General features: G+C 66.6%; 21 protein-coding genes. 11 read left to right on the top strand and 10 right to left on the bottom strand.

Annotated features, from left to right (window positions below):
* The first annotated feature begins 81 nt into the window (after positions 1–81).
* Positions 82–1,197: an S-methyl-5-thioribose-1-phosphate isomerase gene (gene mtnA / locus ACYQOP_RS14870; RefSeq protein ID WP_461222873.1), complete on the top strand. Its 1,116-nt coding sequence runs from the start codon at positions 82–84 to the stop codon at positions 1,195–1,197.
* 106 nt (positions 1,198–1,303) lie between these two features.
* Here the strand turns inward: mtnA and ACYQOP_RS14865 are convergent, their stop codons facing one another.
* The 7 genes from ACYQOP_RS14865 to ACYQOP_RS14835 form a co-directional block, all read right to left on the bottom strand.
* A complete protein-coding gene (locus tag ACYQOP_RS14865) occupies positions 1,304–2,296 on the bottom strand; it encodes a MaoC family dehydratase (RefSeq protein ID WP_461222872.1) in 993 nt (330 codons plus the stop codon).
* Positions 2,297–2,656: 360 nt separating this feature from the next.
* On the bottom strand, positions 2,657–3,754 hold the full coding sequence (gene ychF / locus ACYQOP_RS14860) for a redox-regulated ATPase YchF (protein ID WP_056432743.1): 1,098 nt from the start codon (positions 3,752–3,754) through the stop codon (positions 2,657–2,659).
* 8 nt (positions 3,755–3,762) lie between these two features.
* The gene (locus tag ACYQOP_RS14855) at positions 3,763–4,230 is read right to left on the bottom strand and encodes a PIN domain-containing protein (protein ID WP_207413556.1); all 468 of its coding nucleotides are present in this window, start codon (positions 4,228–4,230) and stop codon (positions 3,763–3,765) included.
* Positions 4,220–4,432, bottom strand: coding sequence for a hypothetical protein (locus ACYQOP_RS14850; protein WP_246748117.1), 213 nt, complete (start codon positions 4,430–4,432; stop codon positions 4,220–4,222). Before ACYQOP_RS14850 ends, ACYQOP_RS14855 begins: the two co-directional genes overlap by 11 nt.
* Before the next feature lie 78 nt (positions 4,433–4,510).
* A complete protein-coding gene (gene pth, locus ACYQOP_RS14845; protein WP_461222870.1) occupies positions 4,511–5,131 on the bottom strand; it encodes an aminoacyl-tRNA hydrolase in 621 nt (206 codons plus the stop codon).
* 235 nt (positions 5,132–5,366) lie between these two features.
* On the bottom strand, positions 5,367–6,062 hold the full coding sequence (locus ACYQOP_RS14840) for a 50S ribosomal protein L25/general stress protein Ctc (RefSeq protein WP_056432735.1): 696 nt from the start codon (positions 6,060–6,062) through the stop codon (positions 5,367–5,369).
* Positions 6,063–6,320: 258 nt separating this feature from the next.
* Positions 6,321–6,836, bottom strand: coding sequence for a pilus assembly protein N-terminal domain-containing protein (locus ACYQOP_RS14835; RefSeq protein ID WP_461222869.1), 516 nt, complete (start codon positions 6,834–6,836; stop codon positions 6,321–6,323).
* A gap of 435 nt (positions 6,837–7,271) precedes the next feature.
* On the opposite strand from ACYQOP_RS14835, the gene ACYQOP_RS14830 reads away from it, so the two are divergent.
* The 9 genes from ACYQOP_RS14830 to ACYQOP_RS14790 all read left to right on the top strand — a co-directional run bounded on the left by ACYQOP_RS14830 (position 7,272) and on the right by ACYQOP_RS14790 (position 16,303).
* On the top strand, positions 7,272–7,463 hold the full coding sequence (locus ACYQOP_RS14830) for a Flp family type IVb pilin (RefSeq protein ID WP_461222868.1): 192 nt from the start codon (positions 7,272–7,274) through the stop codon (positions 7,461–7,463).
* Between the two features lie 288 nt (positions 7,464–7,751).
* The gene (locus tag ACYQOP_RS14825; RefSeq protein WP_461222867.1) at positions 7,752–8,258 is read left to right on the top strand and encodes an A24 family peptidase; all 507 of its coding nucleotides are present in this window, start codon (positions 7,752–7,754) and stop codon (positions 8,256–8,258) included.
* Positions 8,259–8,453: 195 nt separating this feature from the next.
* Entirely contained in the window at positions 8,454–9,257 is an 804-nt protein-coding gene (gene cpaB, locus ACYQOP_RS14820; protein ID WP_461222866.1) for a Flp pilus assembly protein CpaB, read from the top strand.
* A 34-nt stretch (positions 9,258–9,291) separates the two neighbouring features.
* Complete coding sequence (locus ACYQOP_RS14815; protein WP_461222865.1) at positions 9,292–10,770, top strand: type II and III secretion system protein family protein; 1,479 nt, start codon at positions 9,292–9,294, stop codon at positions 10,768–10,770.
* A 74-nt stretch (positions 10,771–10,844) separates the two neighbouring features.
* On the top strand, positions 10,845–11,579 hold the full coding sequence (locus tag ACYQOP_RS14810) for a CpaD family pilus assembly protein (protein ID WP_056432724.1): 735 nt from the start codon (positions 10,845–10,847) through the stop codon (positions 11,577–11,579).
* A gap of 70 nt (positions 11,580–11,649) precedes the next feature.
* Complete coding sequence (locus ACYQOP_RS14805; RefSeq protein WP_461222864.1) at positions 11,650–12,894, top strand: AAA family ATPase; 1,245 nt, start codon at positions 11,650–11,652, stop codon at positions 12,892–12,894.
* 27 nt (positions 12,895–12,921) lie between these two features.
* On the top strand, positions 12,922–14,370 hold the full coding sequence (locus ACYQOP_RS14800; protein ID WP_056432718.1) for a CpaF family protein: 1,449 nt from the start codon (positions 12,922–12,924) through the stop codon (positions 14,368–14,370).
* On the top strand, positions 14,367–15,335 hold the full coding sequence (locus ACYQOP_RS14795; protein WP_461222862.1) for a type II secretion system F family protein: 969 nt from the start codon (positions 14,367–14,369) through the stop codon (positions 15,333–15,335). The genes ACYQOP_RS14800 and ACYQOP_RS14795 overlap by 4 nt, the downstream gene beginning before the upstream one ends.
* Positions 15,336–15,340: 5 nt before the next feature.
* Positions 15,341–16,303: a type II secretion system F family protein gene (locus tag ACYQOP_RS14790; RefSeq protein ID WP_461222861.1), complete on the top strand. Its 963-nt coding sequence runs from the start codon at positions 15,341–15,343 to the stop codon at positions 16,301–16,303.
* Between the two features lie 63 nt (positions 16,304–16,366).
* Here the strand turns inward: ACYQOP_RS14790 and ACYQOP_RS14785 are convergent, their stop codons facing one another.
* Entirely contained in the window at positions 16,367–17,224 is an 858-nt protein-coding gene (locus ACYQOP_RS14785; protein ID WP_461222860.1) for a tetratricopeptide repeat protein, read from the bottom strand.
* A 179-nt stretch (positions 17,225–17,403) separates the two neighbouring features.
* On the opposite strand from ACYQOP_RS14785, the gene ACYQOP_RS14780 reads away from it, so the two are divergent.
* Positions 17,404–18,741: a leucyl aminopeptidase family protein gene (locus tag ACYQOP_RS14780; RefSeq protein ID WP_461225334.1), complete on the top strand. Its 1,338-nt coding sequence runs from the start codon at positions 17,404–17,406 to the stop codon at positions 18,739–18,741.
* A 9-nt stretch (positions 18,742–18,750) separates the two neighbouring features.
* Here the strand turns inward: ACYQOP_RS14780 and ACYQOP_RS14775 are convergent, their stop codons facing one another.
* On the bottom strand, positions 18,751–19,713 hold the full coding sequence (locus ACYQOP_RS14775) for an EcsC family protein (RefSeq protein ID WP_461222859.1): 963 nt from the start codon (positions 19,711–19,713) through the stop codon (positions 18,751–18,753).
* Positions 19,710–21,170, bottom strand: a complete 1,461-nt coding sequence (locus ACYQOP_RS14770) for an AmpG family muropeptide MFS transporter (protein WP_461222858.1) — start codon at positions 21,168–21,170, stop codon at positions 19,710–19,712. The genes ACYQOP_RS14775 and ACYQOP_RS14770 overlap by 4 nt, the downstream gene beginning before the upstream one ends.
* Positions 21,171–21,484: the final 314 nt, after the last annotated feature.

The raw sequence follows: 21,484 nt of genomic DNA, 5'->3' as shown, positions 1-21,484 counted from the left end.
GATCGCTCCGCGCCTTGCAATGGGTCGGGCGCATGGCCCAAGGACTGGCCCTTGCGCCCGGAACATGCGAGAGGCCCGCGCATGAACATCGACGGCAAACCCTACCGCACCATCCTTCCCGCCGCCGACGGCGCGTCCGTCGAGGTCATCGACCAGACCCGCCTGCCCTTCGCCTTCGAGATGAAGCGGCTCGCCACCCTGGATGAAGCGGCCGTTGCCATCCGCACCATGATCGTGCGCGGCGCGCCGCTCATCGGCGTCACGGCGGCCTACGGCCTGGCCCTGGGCCTGCGCCGGGACGCCTCGGATGCCGGGATCGACCATGCCGTCGAGACGCTGGCCGCCACCCGCCCCACCGCGATCAACCTGCGCTGGGCCCTCGACCGGGTCGCCGCCAAGCTGCGCGAGGTCGCGCTTCCTGAGCGCGCCGCCTTCGCCTTCGCCGAGGCCGGGCGCATCGCCGAGGAGGATGTGGAGAGCTGCCACGCCATCGGCCGCCACGGCGCCGCGATCCTGGCCGATCTGCACAAGGCCAAGGGTTACGACAAGGAAGAGGGCCGCCGCCTCAACGTGCTCACCCATTGCAATGCCGGCTGGCTCGCCACGGTGGATTGGGGCACCGCCCTCGCGCCGATCTACGTAGCGCATGAGGCCGGCATCTCGGTCCATGTCTATGTCGACGAGACCCGGCCGCGGAACCAGGGCGCGGCGCTCACCGCGTTCGAGCTCAACGCCCACGGCGTGCCGCACACCGTCATCGCCGACAATGCCGGCGGCCACCTGATGCAGCATGGCCAGATCGACGTCTGCATCGTCGGCTCGGACCGCACCACGGCCTCGGGCGACGTCTGCAACAAGATCGGCACCTATCTGAAGGCGCTGGCGGCCTCCGACAACCGCATCCCGTTCTACGCCGCCCTGCCCTTCTCCACCATCGACTGGACCCTGGACGACGGTGTCGCGCAGATCCCGATCGAGGAGCGCGACGGTCGCGAGGTCTCCCATCTCACCGGCCGTCTCGCCGATGGCGGCTTCGCCACGATCGAGGTGGTGTCGCCGGGCAGCCCGGTGGCCAACCCCGCCTTCGACGTGACCCCGGCCCGCCTGGTGACGGGGATCATCACCGAGCGCGGCGTGGCTTCGGCGGATGCGGAGGGGTTGTTGGCGCTGTATCCGGAGCGGCGCTCGGCGGCTTAGAGCTGCGCCCGACCACGTTGGGTCGGCGCATATCTCTAAGCCATTGTCTTGCCGCGCTCTTTTTCGCCGAACCGGAATCCACTTCGGCGGAGAGCGCTCTCGCGGGTCACGACGCTTCCCACTGCCAGAACACAGACCCCGTAAACTCGAACACCCGCTCCCCGCGCTGGTTCTGGGCGGTGTTGTGGTGGGTGGCGACGCCCCAGCCGGGGTGCGAGGCGGATTCGCGCTTGTCGAGCAGGGTGCAGGCGTAGGCGATCGTGTCGCCGGCATAGACGGGGGCGAGCCAGCGCATGTCGCGAAACCCCGGAGAGGGGCCGAGCTGCGGCACCGGGCCGTTCCTCTCCGTCAGGGCGATGTCGCGCTGGCGGGTGATGTGCAGGCGCTTCATCCACACCGCCGCCGTGTGCCACCCGGAGGCGCAGAGCGCGCCGAAATGCGTCTTTCGGGCGGCGTCTGCATCGAGATGGAAGGCCTGCGGGTCGTAGTCCCGCGCGAAGGCGATGATCGCCTCCGGGGTGAAGACGTGGCGGCCGAGATTGCGGATCGTGCCGAGCTTCGCCTGTTTGAGGAAGAGGAGCGTCTCCGCGTCGTCGCCCTCGATCACCTCGACCGGGTCGCCGAGCGTCACCGCGCGCGGCGGCAGGGGATCGGCCCCGCGCCGGGCGAACATGACCGTGAAGGCCTGAATCATCACCGACTCGTCGCGGCCGTTCACGACCGTGAGGGTGAAGCGGACGAAGCCGCGATCCGGCTTCGAGTTCGAGGCGCGGCACTCCTCCACCTTGGTGACGATCCGCAGCGCGTCACCCGGCAGGACGGGGCGGAGCCATCGCAATTGCGAGATGCCGGGCGAGCCCATGGAGGTGGCGCCGCGAAAGACATGGGCCTGGAGCAGGCGCATGCCGAACCCGGCCGTCTGCCAGCCGGAGCCGATCAACCGACCCGCCAGCGTCGCCTTCGCGGCGTCCTCATCGAGATGGAAGGGCTGCGGATCGAACTCCTTCGCGAAGGCGACGATCGCCTCCCGCGTCACCGTGAGCGGGCCGCCCTCGATCACGTCGCCGGGGGTGAAGTCCTCGAAGGTGATGCCGGTCATTGAACCTCTTGTCGATGGATGGAGCCGCGCTGGCGATGGTGGCGGTCCCTCTTTCCGCCCGCCTACGATAGTCACACATTCCGCGGGATGCGCGGGACCCTCCTCCCCAGCGGATCTCGGGCCTGCCCGAGATCCGTCGAGCTTGTGGGGAGGAGTTGGAGATGGGGGTGGTTGGGTGACCCTCATGGTCCACAGTCGGGCGGAACAACCCCCACTCCTAACCTCTCCCCACAAGGGGGAGAGGGACGCGTCCTGCCTGAAACAACAGATGGCTGGATTCAATAACCCCGCGCGGGGAGAGGGGATGCGCACCCTCTTTCCGGAGATGCGGTAAGCATCAGCCGAGGCCGGTCCAGCTCCTCAATTGGCGAAGCGGAAATGCAGTACGTCACCGTCCTGCACCACGTAGTCCTTGCCCTCGAGGCGGAACTTGCCAGCCTCCTTGGCGCCGCTCTCGCCCTTCAGGGCGGTGTAATCGGCGAATGCGATGGTCTCGGCGCGGATGAAGCCCTTCTCGAAATCCGTATGGATCACGCCGGCGGCGGCAGGCGCGCGGGTGCCCTTCTCGATGGTCCAGGCGCGCGCTTCCTTCGGACCCACTGTGAAGTAGGTGATGAGACCGAGAAGCTCGTAGCCTGCGCGGATGACCCGGTTGAGACCCGGCTCCACGAGCCCCACCGCTTCGAGGAAGTCGCCCTGGTCGGCGAGCGGCATCACGGCGATCTCGCTCTCGATCTTGGCCGAGACCACCACCGCGCGCGCCCCCTCGGCCTTGGCCTGGGCAATCACCGCCTCGGAATAGGCGTTGCCCTTGTCGGCATCGCCCTCGTCCACGTTGCAGACGTAGAGGACGGGTTTCGCCGTCATCAGCCCGAGGGTCTGGAACAGCTTCTCCTCTTCCGGCTTGCGGCTGACCAGACGGGCGGGCTTGCCCTCGCGCAGCAGCGGCAGCGCCCGCTGGACGAGGTCGAGCATCTCCTTGGCTTCCTTGTCGGCGCCCTTGGCCTTCTTCTCCAGAGCGAAGAGGCGCTTCTCGAGGCTGTCGAGGTCGGCGAGCATCAGCTCGGTCTCGATGGTCTCGATATCCGCCTTCGGGTCGACCTTGCCCTCCACATGGGTCACGTCACCATCGGTGAAGCAGCGCACCACGTGGGCGATGGCGTCGACCTCGCGGATATTGGCGAGGAACTGGTTGCCGAGCCCCTCCCCCTTCGAGGCGCCGCGCACGAGGCCGGCAATGTCCACGAAGGTCAGCCGGGTCGGGATGATCTCCTTCGACGTGGCGATCCGCGCCAGATCGTCGAGGCGCGGGTCCGGCACCGCCACCTCGCCGACATTCGGCTCGATCGTGCAGAACGGATAATTCGCCGCCTGTGCCGCCGCCGTCTGCGTCAGCGCGTTGAAGAGGGTCGACTTGCCGACGTTCGGCAGGCCGACGATGCCGCATTTGAAGCCCATGATATTCCTCAAGAGTTCGCGAAGATCGATTCCGGTAAGGCCCGAAACGGATTCACGATTGTCGTTCCTTCGACCTCGCGGCCGTGCTGATAGTCTTCCGACAGGAGGAAGCGGCATCCGGCCCGGATCGCGGAACCGAGGATGACGCAGTCCCACCACTGAAACCGGGTCTGCTCGCGCAGTGACCACGCATCGCCGACGAGGGCGAGATCGGTGGCGCCTTCCGACCATTCCTCCAGTGCCAGCGTCGTCTGCCGCGCATCCTCCGGATCGATCGGGAGCCGACCGCGCAGGATGACGGCATGCAACTCGCCGAGAACCTGCGGGCTCACGACGATCAGGCCGCGATCCGCCAGCGCTTCCAGCCAATGCCGCGCCATGGATTGCTTCTCAGGGAAGCGGTCGTCGCGGGCATACACGAAGACGTTGGTGTCGACGAACACCCGGCCCGTGACGGGGACGGTGTCACTCGGCATCGTAGATCTGATCGCGCGTCGGCGCGCGCCCGTTCTCATCGAGGAGATGGAGGGGTGGCCCCGCCAGGAAACGCTCTAGTGCCTGACTCTGGGAGAGCGGCCGGCCGACGCGTTGTTCGACCGTCTCGGCGATGAACTTCGAGAGGCTCTTGCCGTCACGCGCCGCGGCGACGCGAGCGCGTTGCAGGAGACTCTCATCCATCGTCACCGTGACGTTCCTCAAACCAGCCTCCCCACCCGTCGAATCCGAGCTTCGATATCGTGTTCCCGTGTTTTCGTGTCAATCACGGCCGGTGGCCGCCGCGTTGACCTGTTTGACGTCGTCCCAGCCCCGGCCGGCCATGGCGAGATGGACCTTGTTCTGGAAACTCGCGTCTTCGCCCTGGGCCAGGAGTGGAGCGTGGTCCGCCACGGCGCGGCAGAGATCCTCGACCCAGGCCCGCTCGCCCTTGCCGAAATCGTTCAGCACGTAGGCATGGACCAGGGCCTTGTCGCCCGGATGACCGATGCCGAGACGGACGCGCCGGTAGTCGTTGCCGCATTGGGCGGTGATCGAGCGCAGGCCGTTATGCCCGGCATTGCCGCCGCCGAGCTTCACGCGGAGCTTGGCCGGGGCGAGGTCGAGTTCGTCGTGGAGCACGATGACGTCGGCGAGGGCGATCCTGTAGAAGCGCTGGGCTTCCGAGACCGAGCGGCCGGATTCGTTCATGAAGGTCTGCGGCTTCAGCAGGACGACCCGTTCGGTGCCGAGCGTCGCCTCGGTCACCTCACCCTGGAACTTGCGCCGCCAAGGCGCGGCGCGGTGGACGCGCGCCATCTCGTCGAGGGCGAGAAAACCGATATTGTGGCGGTTGCCCGCATAGCGGGCCCCTGGATTGCCGAGCCCGACGATCAGGCGCATGGCATCATCTCCAAGACGATTTCGTCACGAGAGCACTCTCCGCCGAAGTGGATGCCGGTTCGGCGAAAAAGAGCGCGGCAAAACAGAAGGCTTAGAGCTGCGCCCGACCCAACGTGGGCGGGCGCAGCTCTAAGGACGGATGACGAAGGGGCGACGTCAAACGAAAAGGTGCCCCGACCTCGCGGCCGGAGCACCCGTGGAGAAAGACGAGACCGGGGCGCGAAGCCCCAGGGCCTCAATCCTCCTTCTTGTCTTCTTCAGCCTCGGCGGCCTCTTCGGCCTCAGCCTCGGCCTTCTCTTCGGCAGCTTCGGTCGACTGCGCCTCGGCGATCGCGGCCTCTTCGGCCTCGACCTCGGCGCCGAGCACGGTCGGCGGCACGACGTTGGCGACGACGGCCTCGGCCTCGCCAGTGAAGGTCGTGTTGGCCGGCAGCTTCACGGCTTCGATGTGGATCGAATCGCCGATCTGGAGACCGGTGAGATCGACCTCGACCGCGTCGGGGATCGCGTCTGCGGGCACTTCGAGCGAGAGTGTGTGCAGGACGACGTTCAGGGTGCCGCCATTCTTCTTGATGCCGGGGGCCTCATCCTCGTTGATGAAGTGCACGGGCACTTCGACGGTGAGGCTCTGGCCGGCGACGACACGCAGGAAGTCGACATGCAGCGGCACACCGGTCACCGGATCGAGCTGGAAGTCGCGCGGGATCGCGCGGGTCTTGCGGCCGCCGGCGTTGATCTCGAACAGCGTGGTCTTGAAACCGCCGGCATAGATCAAGGTCCGGGTGCGGACGAGATCGATGGCGATGGATTGCGGAGCCTGGCCACCACCATAGATGACGGCGGGAACGTTGCCCTGGCGACGAACTTCCCGGGCGGCCCCCTTGCCGACCCGGTCGCGTGCCACGGCCTCAAGCGGCTTTACTGCGCTCATGGCGTGATCCTTCAAACAAAACAGAAAAAAGCCGCGAAACGCCAAAGGCCGCCCGAAACGGACGGCCCTCACCGATCCACGACGCGCCCGTGCCTCCAAGGGTGTCTGGCGGGCGCGTGTGGTGCATACCCGCAAGTGACCGGAAGTGCAATGTTTCCACTTCGATCGCCTTCGCCCACATATCGGAAGACATCGTTCCGATCTGCCCCGGCGCGCGACCGGTGCTGAAGCAGACTCGTCGAATTCCGGCCGCCCGTCCTATTTCGGGCCGCCTCCCCCGCCCCCGCCTCCCCCCGTGGCCAGGTTGCGGCGGGTGTCGGCCTGCCCGCTGACATCGCCGAAATACTTCGTCGCATCGCCGAGCTGCATCGACGGCATGCAATTGGGGGTGCAGGAATAGGATTCCCGGTCCAGCCCGCGCTGAACCGTGACGATCGAGCCTTGAGCGGCTTGGACGCTGACGATGGATTCGGCGAGCATCGCGCCGGACGCGTCGAGAGCGATGAGATTGGTGGAGCCGAAGCTCTTGCCGGTCAGGATGACGATTCCGTTTCGCTGGAGCGCCACATCCGCCACCAGAGGGTTGCCCACGATCACCGTCTGCGTCCGCTCGGGCAGGCGAATGACCTTGGCATTGTCGACGCTCACCGCCACGGTGGCCGGGGCCGTCTCCGCCAGGGCGGGCACCGCGCCGAGGGCGAGGCAGAGGGCGACTCCAACCCCTCGAGCGTGGCGCGTCAGGGGCGAGCGTGTCGGCAGTGACCGGTGGCCCATGGCTCTGATGCTCTCGGCTAAACCCGCGCGTTTCCGGCCGAGCCCGCCATGCGGAACGGCCAGCCTCTCTTCGTCAGGCGAGTGTTAAGCACGTGGTGGTGAATGAAGCGCTAAGGCGGTTCGGCACAATTCGCGACGCATCGGTCCGTGCCGTCTTGACGAAATGATTTGGCATCATGTCGCCATGGCGACGGTCATGGCAGTAGGTTTTTCGCAAGATAGAGCGGAGTTCATTTTCAGCGGAATGTATAAAAATACATCTTTTCCATTCATTTCCCTTTTACCAAAAGACAATCGAGAGGTTCTCGACGCTATTTGCGCGGCCGATTTAACCCAATCTCAAGAGAAAACGGGCAATGTTGTTTTCAGTCGCCGATCGAGACAAAGCAAAGTTCGACGGCAACTTGGCAAGACAACCAATCGGGAAATACTGTTATGTCGAGCATCTTCAAGCGTTTTGCCGCTGACGAATCCGGCGCGACGGCTATCGAATACGGCCTCATCGCTGCGCTCATCTCCGCGGCGCTCGTCGCTGCCTTTTCCACCCTTTCGACGAATATTTCGACTGGATTGGGTAACGTCGGGAGAACCATCGCTGGGACGACGACGCCGGCGGCGGGGAACTAAGATTGTCATCGGTTTTGCCAAGTAAAGATGGCAACATGCTCCGTGGGACCGTCATTCGCCCATTCCTCTGGCAGTGACGATCCAGCCGGCTGTGCTTGGGTGACGTAAGTGCCCCGCCGGACGATCTTTCCCGATCGTCCGGCGCAGCCGTTTCTGGAATGATCGTGTGGCGAAGACCGACACCCGTGATCGTGGTCCTACTCACCGCGTCGATGAGAAAGACCTGACCGGTTTCGGATCACCGGAACCCACCGGGCGTATTTTCCGGCCGAGATCGAGGCTGTTCCCATGGCAAGCGTCGCGCTGCTGATCGTGTTTCCGTTCCTGATGGCCTATGCGGCCGTCCGCGACCTGTTGACCATGTTGATCCCTAACACGGTGTCCCTTCTCCTGCTGGCAGGCTTCGCTCTGTTCGCATTCGCGACGGGATTATGGGGGTGGGACCTCCTGAGCCATCTCGGCGCCGGGGCAGCGACGCTCGCCGTCACTTTCACCCTCTTCGCATTCGGAAAAATCGGCGGAGGCGATGCCAAGCTTGCCGCTGCGACGGCGGTATGGATCGGGTTCGACCGGTTGCTGGAGTATCTGGCGGTCGCCTCGCTCGCTGGAGGCGTTCTCTCCCTGGCGATCCTGATGGCGCGGGCGCATCCGCTGCCGCCGCTGCTCGGCCGTCTGCCCTTCGCCCTCCACCTGCACGATGCGAAAACGGGCGTACCCTACGGAATCGCCCTCTCCTTCGGCGCCCTGATCGTGATCCCGGAGACCATGACCTGGGCAAGAATGATGGCATCGTGATGTAAGATGCACGCTCAGGTCGAACTTGCGGAGTTTGCTCCGCAGCCTGGAAAGTTCTGACCTCAGTAAAAGCAGACCTGTCGCAGGACAGTCGCACTCGGCCATCGTTATTTTTTGTTAACCGTAATTTGAGGAATCCCGTCGAACAAGGGATGGCGACGGCACGAGGCCGTCCTGTCAGGTTCGAACACGGCGATGAAACCAGCCCGCCTTGCCGTTCTCGCCATCGCCCTCGCCGCCGGGGGCGGGGCCGCGTTTCTGATGAGCGGCAGCGATGCACCGCCCCCGGCCCAGCCGGTGGTCAAGGCGCCCCCTCCCCCGCTCCCGGTCACGGATGTGCTGGTGGCCGCCGCCGACCTGCCGATGGGGCAGAACATCCAGGCAGCCGACCTGCGTTGGCAGCCCTGGCCCGACCAGGCCATCACCGTCGGCTACATGACGCGCACGGTGTCGCCCAACGCCATGGAAACCATCATCGGTTCGATCACCCGCAGCGCCTTCCTCGCGGGGGAGCCGATCCGCCCGCAGAAGATCGCGCGGTCCGACGGCGGCTTCATGGCGGCGATCCTGCCCTCCGGCATGCGTGCCGTCGCCATCGTCACCGATACGCGCGGCTCGAGTTCGGCCGGCGGCTTCATCCTCCCCAACGACCATGTCGACGTCATCCGCACCTATCGGGACGAGGATGCTTCGCGCTCCGGCGGTGGCGAGGCGCAGATCTCCGAGACCCTGCTCACCGACATCCGCGTGCTCGCCGTCGGCCAAATCGTCCAGGAGAAAAACGGGACGAATGTCGTCACCGGCGAGACGGCGACCCTCGCCTTGACCCCGTCCCAGGCCGAAACCGTCACCCTGGCGCAGAAGGTGGGACAGCTCTCCCTCTCCCTGCGCAGCCTCGTGGATGCCGGCCGAACCGTGGATGCCGTACCCGAGACGCAGCAGGATTCCGCGATCACCGTCGTGCGCTTCGGCGTCGCCAGACAACAACCGCGTCGCTGAGATGCCGAACCGCGCGATGTTCAAGGATTCTTCGATGACCACGAGACATCGCGTCCGCGTGGGCAGCCTGGCCGCGTTCGCGGCCCTCGTGGGGCTGACATCCCCGGCCCCGCCCGCCGTGGCGGCGCCGAGAGACAGCTTCACGCCCGCCCCGATCGTCGATGTCGGGGGCAATGAATCCGGCACCTCGCGCCGCGTCGAGCTGACGACCGGACGCTCCCTCGTGATCGACCTGCCTCGCGACGCCAAGGAGGTCTTCGTCGCCAATCCGAAAGTGGCCAACGCCGTGGTGCGCTCGACCCGCAAGGTCTTCGTGATCGGCATGGAGGACGGAGCGACCTCGATCTTCATCATGGATGCCGAAGGCCGCCAGATCACCGCCCTCGACGTCACCGTGGCGCGCGACCTCAAGCTCGGAACCCTGCGGCAGATCCTGCTCCAGAGCATCGTTGGCGGGCGTTTCGACATCCGGACCGCGGGGGATTCCCTCATCCTGTCCGGCACGGTCGGTTCCGCTGCGGAGGCGGCCCAGGCCATGGATATCGCCACCGCCTTCGTTGGTCAGTCCGGCGGCGGTGCCGGTGGTCCTGGCGCGAAGGGCGCGGTCATCAACAACCTCACCATCCGGGGCAAGGATCAGGTGATGCTCCGCGTCACCGTGGTCGAGGTCGCACGGACGGTGCTCAAGCAGTTCGGCGTCAATCTCAGCGGCAACTGGTCCGGTTTCAACCTCGCGAACGTCGCGCCCTTCGGTCTCAATGGCGGGCAATTCCCGAACGGGAACGAGATCAGGGCGACGATCAACGCAGGCGGCGGGGCGAGCGTCTCGGCGACCTTGCGCGCCTTCGAGCAGGCCGGCGTCTCGCGCATTCTCGCGGAGCCGACGCTCACCGCCATTTCGGGGGAATCCGCCAAGTTCACGGCCGGCGGCGAGCTTCCCGTGCCCGCCACCCAGAACTGCACCGGCGGCGTCTGCACCACCGGCATCACGTTCAAGACCTATGGCGTGACCCTGAACTTCACGCCGGTGGTGATGGCCGAGAACCGCATCTCCGTGCGCGTCGCGACGGAGGTCTCCGAGATCGACCAGACCAACTCCTTCACCTTCACCCAGGGCGATTCCACGGTCTCGGTGCCCGGTTTCACCTTGCGCAAGACCGAGACCACGGTGGAGCTCGCCTCCGGCGGAACCATGATGACCGCCGGCCTGATCCAGCAACGCAACAAGGCCTCCGTCGGCGGTCTGCCCGGCCTCGTGAACCTGCCCATCCTCGGAGCCCTGTTCCGTTCGCGCGACTACCAGCGCCAGGAAACCGAACTCATGATCATGGTGACGCCCTACATCGCCAAGGCGATGGAGGCGAAGCAGGTGGCGCGGCCGGATGACGGCTTCATCGATGCCCAGGACGGCCAGGCGATCCTGCTCGGACGCTTGAACCGGGTCTACGGTTCGGCTCGCACAGCGCCGCTCGGCGCCACGTATCGCGGACGCGTCGGCTTCATCACCGACTGACGCCCCGTGCGAGATCCGCGCAGCCACGACATTGCAGGACGAAGCGGCCCCGGCCCCATCAGGACCCGACCCCCATGTCACTCATCCCGTTCCGCTCCCCTCTCGCCGTGCTCGCCTCGATTGCCCTGGCCACGACTTTGGGTGCCTGCCGCGCCGACCGCGCCGAGACCACCGGTTCGCTCTATCCGGCCGATTACCGGGCCCGTCATCCCATCGTGCTCGCCGACGACACGCGCTCGCTCGATGTCTTCGTCACCGGTACCGGTCATATCGATCCGCGACAGCGCGCCGATATCGAGGCCTTCCTGCTGGAATTCCGCCGCTACGGGCGCGGCACCGTGATCCTCGACATGCCGCGCGGCGTCTCGCCGTCGCTCGGCGCAGCCGTGGAGCGGACCGGTGCCGGTATCCGCAGGCTGGGCGCAGAAAACGGTGTCGGCGGAGGGCAGATGGTGGTCACCGGCTACGCGGTGGCGGACCCATTCCTCGCCTCGCCCCTGCGCCTCAGCTTCCGGCGCCTGGAGGCGAAAGTCGGCAACCAATGCGGCCTGTGGCCCCAGGATCTCGGGGCCGGAAGCCCTGCCTTCTCCGCACGCAACGAGACGCATTGGAACCTCGGCTGCGCCATGCAGTCCAATGTCGCGAGCCAGATCGCCGATCCGGTGGACCTCGTACGCGGTCGCCCGGAGGGGCGCATCGACGCGGTCCAGCGCACCATGGACATCAACAAACTGCGCGAGGGCAAGGATCCGTCAACCATATGGCGCCAGGATGGGAAGACGTCGGTGAAGGCAGCCATCGATAACTGATCGACGCTCCCCTTCCGTCGTTCGCCAGAGCTTCGGCCTTCGTTTCCAACCAGAGACCGGACCCCGCCCCATGCCCGATATCAACGAGTCACCCGAGCGCATCATCGCTCCGGTGCCGCGGATCACGATCCAGGCATTCTGCGAGACCGGCGAAACGGCCGCGACGATCGAGGCGGCCGGGAGCGACAGGCGGCTGCAGAAGGCGCAGATCAAGATCCAGATGGGCGGCGGTCCCGCCGCCGTCGAGGCGTTCCGTCACGCGCCCACGCCAAACGTCGTCATCATCGAGACGCAGAGCGCGAAATCGCGTCCCCTTGAGATCCTCGATTCCCTGGCGGAAGTCTGTGACGAAGGGACGAAGGTCGTCGTCATCGGCCATGTCAACGACGTGCAGCTCTACCGCCAGTTCATCCAGCGCGGCGTGAGCGAGTACCTGATGGCGCCGGTGGAGCCGGTCGTCCTGATCCAGGCCCTGTCCGACCTGTTCACCGCGCCCGGAGCCCGCCCGGTGGGGCGCACCATCGCGGTGGTAGGCGCCAAGGGCGGCGTCGGCTCGTCCACCATCGCCCACAACCTGGCCTGGACCGTGGCACGCGAGCACGCGATGGCCACCGTCATCGCCGATCTCGACATCGCTTTCGGGTCGGCGAGCCTCAACTTCAACCAGGATCCGCCGCAGGGCATCGCCGAAGCGGTCTTCGCGCCCGAGCGCCTCGATTCCAACCTCCTCGACCGGCTGCTCTCGAAATGCAGCGACAATCTCTCTCTTCTCTCCGCGCCCGCCACCCTCGAACGGACGACGGACCTGAACGAAACGTCCTTCGACAACCTCATCGACCTGATGCGGGCGGCCGTGCCCTGTGTGGTCCTCGATGTCCCGCATACCTGGTCGGCCTGGACCCGGCGCCTGCTGATCTCGTCCGACGAGATCATCGTCGTCGCCCAGCCAGAACTCGCCTCCTTGCGCAACCTCAAGAACCTGCTGACCCTGCTGCAGCAGGACAGGCCGAACGACGCCCGTCCGCGCATCGTCCTCAACAGCGTCGGCGTGCCGAAGCGGCCGGAAATCTCGGCCGGCGAGTTCGCGAAGGCCTTGGACGCCACGTTGACGGCGACGATTCCCTATGACCCGGCCCTGTTCGGCACGGCGGCGAATAACGGCCAGATGATCGCCGAGGTCCAGGCCGGCGCCAAGGCGTCGGACGTGTTTTCCGAGCTCGCCGCACGCATGATCGGCCGCCCCGAGGCGCGCCGCCCCCGCGGGAAGCTGTTCGAGCCCCTCTTGTCCCGGTTGTCCCGACGCAAGGCGTCCTGATGGACCCGAACCGTGAGGAGCCCTGTCATGTTCGGTAGGAGGAGTACCGGCACGGCGGTCGCGGCCACTATCGCGGTTCCGTCGGCACCCAAGCCATCGGCCTCCATCCCGGTCTTCGACGACCATGCCGCCGAGGCGAAGAAACCGCAGGCGGAGCGGCCCGTCCCGGTCCGGGAGACGGTGAAGTCGGAAGACTATTTCCGCACCAAGAGCATGATCTTCGGCGCGCTGATCGAGGCCATCGATCTGGCGCAGCTGTCGCGTCTCGACGTCGAGTCGGCGCGCGAGGAGATCCGCGACATCGTCTCGGAGATCATCGGCCTCAAGAACATCGTCCTGTCCATCGCCGAGCAGGAGGAACTCCTCGACGACATCTGCAACGACGTGCTCGGCTACGGGCCGCTCGAGCCGCTTCTGGCCCGCGACGACATCGCCGACATCATGGTCAACGGCGCCAACCGGGCCTTCATCGAGGTCGGTGGCAAGATCCAGCTGACCAACGTGCGCTTCCGCGACAACCAGCAGCTGATGAACATCTGCCAGCGCATCGTCAGCCAGGTCGGCCGGCGCGTCGACGAATCCTCGCCGATCTGCGACGCGCGCCTGCCCGACGGGTCCCGCGTCAACATCATCGCGCCGCCGCTCGCCATCGACGGGCCGGTCCTCACCATCCGCAAGTTCAAGAAGGACAAGCTCACCCTCGACCAGCTCGTGACCTTCGGGGCGATCTCGCCCGAAGGCGCGCGGATCCTGCAGATCATCGGCCGCGTCCGCTGCAATGTCGTCATTTCCGGCGGCACGGGGTCGGGCAAGACCACCCTGCTGAACTGCCTGACGCGCTATATCGACGAGGACGAGCGGATCATCACCTGCGAGGACGCGGCCGAGCTGCAGCTGCAGCAGGCCCACGTGGTCCGCCTCGAGACCCGGCCCGCGAACATGGAGGGGTCGGGCCAGGTCACCATGCGCGACCTCGTGAGGAACTGCCTGCGCATGCGGCCGGAGCGGATCATCGTCGGCGAGGTGCGCGGCCCGGAGGCGTTCGATCTGCTCCAGGCCATGAATACCGGCCATGACGGCTCGATGGGCACGCTCCACGCCAATTCCCCGCGCGAGGCCCTGGCCCGTATCGAATCGATGATCACGATGGGCGGCTTCAGCCTGCCGTCGCGGACCCTGCGCGAGATGATCGTCGGATCCATCGACATCATCGTCCAGGCGACGCGCCTGCGCGACGGCTCGCGCCGCATCACGCACATCACCGAGGTGCTGGGCCTCGAAGGCGACGTCATCATCACCCAGGACCTCTTCGTCTACGACGTGCTGGGCGAGGACGCGAACGGCAAGCTTCTCGGACGCCATCGCTCCACCGGCATCGGCCGTCCGCGCTTCTGGGAGCGCGCGCGCTATTACGGAGAGGAGAAGGCCCTGGCGGCCGCCCTCGACGCGGCCTCAGACGGCGCCGTCACCCCATGAACGGGCTGCAGATGCCCCTTGCCGTCGGGCTCGCGGCAATCGCCGCCGGGGCTGTCGCCTATGTAGTGCTGACGCCGCTCCTGTCGGGCGAGAGCCGCGCGGCCAAGCGCAGGCAGGCCGTCAGCGTGGTGACGTCTCCTGCCCAGCGCGTGGCGACGGCGAGCCGACGTGAGCAGGTGGCCAGGAGCCTGAAGGAGGTGGAGGCCAAGCGTGGCGGGACGAAGGTCTCGCTCGAGCTCAAGATCGCTCGCGCCGGGCTGGATTGGTCGAAGCAGAAATTCTACGCCGTCTCCGCACTCATGGCCGTCGTCACCGGCCTCGTCGTCTTCGTCCTCACCGCGCATACGCTCGCGACTCTCGCGGGCCTCTTCGCCGGCGCCTTCGGCCTGCCTCTATGGCTGCTGAGTTTCCTGCGTAAGAAGCGCATCAAGGCCTTCATCACCGAACTACCCACCGCCATCGACATCATCACCCGCGGCGTGCGCTCCGGCATTCCGGTGGGCGATTGCTTCCGGATCATCGCCCGGGAAGCTCAGGAGCCGATCCGTGGCGAGTTCCGCCAGGTGGTGGAATCCCAGACCATGGGTCTCACTCTCGGCGACGCCATGGTGCGGATGTACGAGCGGGTGCCCGTCTCCGACGTCAACTTCTTCGCCATCGTCATCGGCATCCAGGGCCGGTCCGGCGGCAATCTGTCGGAGGCTCTCGGCAACCTGTCGAGGGTCTTGCGTGAACGAAAGAAGATGGAGGGGAAAATCCAGGCCATGAGCATGGAGGCCAAGGCGTCGGGCGGCATCATCGCGGCCTTGCCCTTCGTCGTGGCGGTCCTGACCTACCTCTCCAGCCCGGATTACGTCGCCCTGCTCTGGACGACGAATACCGGCAAGATGGCCCTCGTCGCCTCTGCGATATGGATGTCGATCGGGATCTTCGTGATGAAGAAGATGATCAGCTTCGAGGTCTGACGCCCATGTTGTCCATCATCGGCGAAAAGCTCATCGACCCGCGCTTCATCGGCATGGTGTTGGCCGGCGTGGCGGCCGCCGCGACGGCCTTCGCCCTGCTGCAGCCGCTTCTGGAGCCCGACAAGCTCAACAAGCGCATGAAGCTGATCGGCGAGGAGCGCGAGGAGTTGCGCCGGCGCGAGCGGGACCGGTTGAACAACAGGTCGACGCTGCGGGTGGCACCGAAAGCCTACATGAAGCGGGTCGTGGACCAGTTCAACCTGAGCCGCTGGCTCGGCACCGACACCGCTCGGCAGCAACTGGTGATGGCGGGATACCGTTCGCCCGGCGCCGAGACCGGGTTCCTGTTCTTCCGGATGGTCATGCCCATCGCGGTCGGGCTCGCGGCGATCGTCTATCTCTTCGTCTTGAAGATCCTGGATTACTCCGTCACCGTCCGCCTCATGATGGTCATCGCCGCCCTGCTGGTCGGCATCAAGGCACCCGAACTCTACCTCATCAACGCCACCAAGAAGCGCCAGGCCGAGATCCGGGCGGCATGGCCCGACGCCCTCGACCTCATGCTGATCTGCGTCGAGTCGGGCATGTCGGTGGAGCACGCCATTCGCCGGGTCAGTATCGAGACCGTCACCCAGTCGGTGGCGTTGGCCGAGGAGCTCGCCGTCACGGCAGCGGAACTGTCCTATCTGCCGGATCGGCGCATGGCGTTCGAGAACCTCGCCAACCGCGTGGGCCTCGATGCCGTCAAGGCGGTTGCGACCGCGCTGATCCAGGCCGAGCGGTATGGCACGCCCGTGGGTCAGGCCCTTCGCGTGCTCTCCCAGGAGAGCCGGGACCAGCGCATGAACGAGGCGGAGAAAAAGGCAGCCGGCCTGCCGCCGAAGCTGACCGTGCCGATGATCCTGTTCTTCCTGCCGGTTTTGTTCGTCGTCATCCTGACGCCGGCAATCATCCAGATCTACCGCTGAGGTCGTATCCGCGTCTCAGGGGAGCGTGGTCCGCCGCTCTGCTCGGAGCGATCGGGATGTCCCTCAGCCCGGCGGGAACTCGCCGGCCGGCGAGCGTCCGGGGTATTTCGCGGCTCTGGGCTGTCGCACCGGGGCGGACATGGCCCGCAGGGAGGCGGCGTTGGCCGCCGCATCTTCCGGAGACAGGTCACCGCGGGTGACCTCTTCCGCCTCCGCGATCTTGCCCCGTAATCCGAGGACCAGAGCGAGGTTCTGGCGCACGCGTGCATCCGCGCGCGGCTGGGCCACGGCGACGCGCATCACTGCCTCGGCCTGGTCGAGCTGCTTTGCCAGCGCGAAGGACAGTCCGAGATTGGAGAGGACGGTGGGGTCGTTGGGCTGGATCTTGAGGGCGGCCTCATAGAAGCCTTGCGCGCGGACATGGTCGCCCATCTGGTCGGCCACCGCGCCCTGTGCGGACAGGACACGCCAATCCGGCCGCGCCGGGGTATGGGCGTTCTGGAGCACTTCGGCGGCTTCGGTGAAGCGCCCGACCTCCCCCAGGACCTTTCCGTAGGCGGCCAGAACGGCCGAATTCTTCGGGTTGCGCAGAGCCGTCTGCTGAAGCACCGCCACGGCTTGGGGCTTCTGGTTCGTAGCCCTGAGTGCCTGCGCATAGCGCAGGGCGAGGCCGACATCGTTCTGGTCGGCATTGTATTTCTGACCGAGCGCGTCGACGTCGCCGAGGCTCACGACGTTGCGGTCCGGCCCCCGTCCGAAATTCTTGATGGAGAAGCCGCCGATGGAGCCCGTGGTTTCCGGAGAGCGCGACTGGCAGGCGCTCGCCAGAAGGCCGAGCAGCGCCACGCCGGCCAGGCGTAGCGGCAACCGAATGCGAGTCGGCGAACCCGGATGAGGCTGGTCTGAACGCAACGACACCATGACGTGCTCCGCACGAGCCTGCCGGTCGACGCTTCACGCCACCGGTGGCGCAGTGATAGACCGTTAACCCTAATCGCCGGTTAACCCGACTTTAGGGCTTCAGCGGATCAGCCGGCCGCGCCACGCAACGCCCCCGAGAATCCATCCTGTCCCATCTCAGCGCCGACGATCCCTCCGCCCTGCCGATCTGCTGCCTCCGGAGCGACGAGTGGAGCGGCTTCGAAGCGGAGCTCGGCCCGAGGCACAGGGCCTTCGCCAAAGCGACCGACTTCCTGCCGAAAGCCGGGCGGGTGGCGCTTCTTCCCGCCGAGGATGGGACAATCGAACGGATCCTGTTCGGCCTCGGCGACGGGGCCGATCCCTTCCTCGCTGGCAAACTGCCCTCGCTGCTGCCGCCCGGAACCTACCGCCTCGAACCGAGGGCTTCCCTCGACATGCAGGCCGCTTCCCTGGCCTGGCTGCTCGGAAGCTATCGCTTCACGCGCTACCGCAAGCCGATGCCGAAGGGACCGCTCCTCGTCTCGCCGGAAGGCGTCGATGCGGCCGAGATCCATCGGATCTCCCAGGCCGTCGCCCTCGGGCGCGACCTCGTCAACACTCCCGCCAATGACCTCGGCCCGGCAGAAATCGAAGCCGTCGCCAGGGCGCTGGCAGAGGAACACTCCGCACTGTTCTCGGTGACCGAGGGCTCGGATCTCGCCCGCGAATTTCCCCTGGTCCACGCGGTCGGCGCGGCCTCCCCCCGCGCACCCCGCCTCATCGACATGAGCTGGGGCGAGGCGGACGCGCCGAAAGTGACCCTCGTCGGCAAGGGCGTCGTGTTCGATACGGGCGGCCTCGACATCAAGCCGTCGAGCGGCATGCTGCTGATGAAGAAGGATATGGGCGGCTCGGCGGCCGCCCTCGCCGCCGCTGCGATGATCATGGCCGCCGGTCTGAACCTGCGCCTGCGCCTCATCATTCCGACGGTGGAGAACGCCATCGCGGGCAACGCCTTCAGGCCGGGCGACGTGTTCAGGAGCCGCGCCGGGCTGACGGTGGAGATCGGCAATACCGATGCCGAGGGGCGCCTGATCCTCGCCGATGCCCTCGCTTTGGCCGATGAGGACAAGCCCGATCTCATCATCGATTTCGCCACCCTCACCGGAGCGGCGCGGGTCGCCCTAGGGCCCGATCTCCCGGCCTTCTTCACGGAGGATGACGCACTGGCCACGGCCGTGTCGAAGGCGGGTGACGAGGCCGTCGACCCGGTCTGGCGGCTGCCGCTCCACAAGCCCTACGCGAGCCTGCTCGATTCCAAGGTGGCTGATCTGAACAACGTGTCCGGCGGACCCTTCGCCGGCGCGATCACTGCGGCTCTGTTCCTGCGGCGGTTCGCGCCGGCGACGCGGGCGCATGTACATTTCGACCTGTACGGCTGGAATCCCTCGACGAAACCCGGCCGGCCGGAAGGAGGCGAGGTCCAGACCGCCCGCCTCGTCTATACCCTTCTGAAGGAGCATTATCCGGCCCGTTAGCGGGCGCCTTCAGGCCGCGAGTTGTGCCTTCTCGGCAATGTAGGCGACGCGCACCACGTCCTTGCCATAGGTCCGCTCCAGGCGGCGCACGGTGAAATGAGCGCGCGCCATCGCCTGGAAATGGTTCATGAAGGCGGTGTTCACGGCAGCCCCGCCGACGGCGCCGAGGATCGGCACCGCTTGCGCGGCGACCTTCTGCGAGACTACCAGACCGAACCGCGCGGCGATCTGCGTGGAGAAGCGGATCAGGGCCGGAGCCGCCTCGTCGAGAAGGGCGCGGTTGCCGGCATAGCGCGCCGCTTCCGACATGGTCTTGGCCAAAGCCGCGCGCACCGCGAAATACCCGCTCTCCGTCAGCGCCGTCTCGGCACCGCTGCGTCCGCCGAGCGCGAAGACCTGGACGCAGGCCAGCGCGTTTTCAGGGTCCGACAGGTCTTCGCCCTCCTCGCGGGCGATCTCCGCGATGGAGCGCAGCATCAAGGTCGTCGAGACCGGCAGTTCCAGCGGCAGCGTCGCGATGCCGAACGCGCCGCCGACTGCGCCGGACAGGGCCGCCATCGCCTTGTGCCCGAAATCCCCGGTGGGCAGGAAGCGCGCGAAACGCTCGCCCGCCGTGGAGGCTGCTGGGGTGGGGAGGTCGTCGACCACGGAGGAGCCGGTCGCTCCGGCGGCCGCTGCCGGGACGATCGTCTTCTCCGCCTCGGGCAGGGTCGCGAGGGCCACGCGCAGGGCCGTGCGCATCGCCCCCTCGGTGGCGCGTGAGACCGCTTCCGTCACGGGAGCCGGAAGGCTGCGGCTGATCATGTCGAGGGGCGCTCCGGCCACCGAGGACAGCCGCGCGGCGAGGCCCGGCGTCTCCAGGGTGCGGACGGCTCCGACGAGGGCCGCACGGTCGGCATCACTGAGGTTCGAACCGGTGGCGGTCTCCGCCGGGGTGGAGCGGGTATCGTCGACGAGAGAGATGTTGCTCACGACTGGGGTCTCATCCGTGTTTCGGGTGCCGGCGCGCCGGGCCGATCGCCGGAAGCAAGCGTGAGGCCCGCAGAATGGTTCCCGCTCACGCTCTCGGTGTCGCCCAGGGCAGCGGTCTCGGCGGCGGCGCGGGCCGCGCTGAGCTCGCCGGCGCGTCCGACGAAGAAGCACAGGATCACCACCGGAATGCCCACGGCCGCGGTGAAGGCGAAGAAGACGGGATAGCCGTAGCTGGCGACGATGAAGCCCGACGTGCCGGCCACGAGCTTGCCCGGGAGCGCGTAGAGCGACGAGAACAGCGCGTATTGCGTCGCCGCGAAGCCCGGTGCCGTCAGGCTCGACATGTAGGCGATGAGCGCCATTCCGGCGAAGGAACCGCAGAAATTGTCGATGGAGATCGCCGCCGTCAGCCGCCACACTTCAGGCCCGCCATAGGAGAGCCAGGAAAAGGACAGGTTCGACGCCGCCCCGAGGAACGCCCCGATGACGAGGGTGGGGAACAGGCCGAGCCGGGTCATCGCCCAGCCCCCGACGAAGGCGCCGGCAATGCCGACCCAGATGCCGTAGAGCTTCGACACCGCGCCGATCTCGGTGAGGGTGAAGCCGATCTGCCGATAGAGCGGGCTCGCCATGACGCCGGAGATGAAATCCGGCATGCGATAGAACGCGACCAGGATGAGGATCGCCCACAGGCTCGGGCCGAGGCGGGTATGGAGTTCGGTCAGGGGTTCGAGCACCGCGCCACGGAAGGACCAGACCTTCGCCGGTGCACCATCGGGCCGTGCCGGTTTGGCCTCCGGATCCTCGTCATGCTGTCTGTCGAAGGCGGGGGCCAGGAGAGCGGCGATCATGCCCACACCCATGAGCGCGGCCATGCTGAAATAGGCGACCGACCATCCCGCCCAGTCGGCGATGAACAGGGCCCCCGCCCCGGCGCACATCAGCGCCAGGCGGTAGCCCAGGTTCGAGGTCGCCGCCATGACGCCCTGCAGATCGGTGCCGGCGGCATCGATGCGCCATCCGTCGATGACGACGTCCTGGGTCGCGGCGCAGATCGCAACGAGGAAGGCGCCGAGGCCGAGGAGGACGAGGCTGCTCGCCGGGTTGGCCGTGGCCATGAGCGAGAGCGAGAGGGCGACGGCGACCTGCGTCGCGATCATCCACGAGCGCCTGCGGCCGATGCGTGCGCTGAGGACCGGCACGTCGAAACGGTCGATGAGCGGCGCCCAGAGGAATTTCAGGGTGTAGGGGAGCGCCAGATAGCTGAAGAGGCCGATCGCCTTGATGTCCACGTCCGAATAGGCGAGCCGCGTCGAGAATGTGCCGAGCACGAGCAGCAGCGGCAGGCCGGACGAGAAGCCGAGGGCCAGCATCAGGATGATGCGGGGATCTTCAAAGATATCCCGCATGGCGAGCTTGGAGCGTGCCTTCCCCGCTACCGCTGCACTTTGAGCCATTCGTGGAACTCCTGAAGGCTTATGACCCTTGAAGGTCGGCTGCCATGCTCGTCGGTGGGTGGATCGTCCGGTGGGTTGCCACGATGCGTCGCGGCGACAACGGCCCCGTGTGACAGGGATGAAGAATGGTCACCAGGAACTTAAAGAGTGCATGGTCTTTGTAGGTAGCTATTGGCTTGCAATGGGACATATTTCGACCTGACGAGTCGAAGTGACGGGGCAGATCGGCCTCGATTTATCTCTTGGGGCGGTCGGGTCGGTCAGTACCGTCGAAGTGCTGTCATCGTTCGAGCGGCGGCGTAGGCGTGATGTCA

The organism is Methylobacterium sp. CM6247 (genome assembly GCF_054817925.1).
The sequence above is the reverse complement of the archived record's forward strand: the minus strand, read 5'-3'. Positions and strand labels throughout refer to the sequence as shown.